Origin of the sequence: Faecalimicrobium dakarense (assembly GCF_000499525.1) — a bacterium.
Taxonomy (GTDB): Bacteria; Bacillota; Clostridia; order Peptostreptococcales; family Peptostreptococcaceae; genus Faecalimicrobium; species Faecalimicrobium dakarense.
Genome location: NZ_HG529449.1, coordinates 1 through 707 on the forward strand (window position 1 = coordinate 1; position 707 = coordinate 707).

The following is a 707-nucleotide window of genomic DNA, read 5'->3' on the forward strand; positions in this document are numbered from 1 at the left end:
GGGGAATTAACATGAATATTTTATATACAATAGAAGACAGTCTTTATATAAATATAACAAATCTTTGTCCATGTAAATGTACGTTTTGTATAAGAGATGAGGGTGATGAAGTAGCAAGTAGTGGAAATTTGTGGATGGATCATGAACCAAGTATAGAAGAAGTAAAAGATGTTTTTAATAATTATAGTCTAGATGAATTTGAAGAAATTGTATTTTGTGGCTATGGAGAACCATTAGTTAGAATAAATGAAGTTATTGAAATTGCTAAATTTATAAAAAATAAAAGTGATATAAAAGTAAGGGTAAATACAAATGGACTTAGTGATTTAATTCATAAAAAAGATACTGCAATTATGTTAAGTGATTTTATAGACTCTGTATCAATAAGTTTAAATGCTCCAGATAAAAAATTATACAATGAAGTCACTAGACCAGTATTTGGAGAAAAATCATTTGATGCTATGCTTAAATTTGCTAGCGATTGCAAAAAACATTTAAAAGAAGTTAAGTTTTCTGTAGTTGACACTATATCTAAAGAGCAAATAGAAAAGTCATATGATATAGCAAATAACTTAGGTATAGAACTGAGAGTTAGACATAAAGAATAAAAAATGAACTCAATTTGAGTTCATTTTTTATTTATAATTAAAACTCTAAATTTAAAGAGATTAATCTTTTCTTTAATTCATCTATAATTTTAATTTCAT

1 protein-coding gene is annotated in these 707 nt (G+C 25.0%); it reads left to right on the plus strand.

Annotated features, from left to right (window positions below):
- A partial coding sequence (locus BN899_RS18275; protein WP_330362605.1) for a TIGR04100 family radical SAM protein occupies nt 1–608 on the plus strand: 608 nt, incomplete at its 5' end.
- Between the last annotated feature and the right edge of the window lie 99 nt (nt 609–707).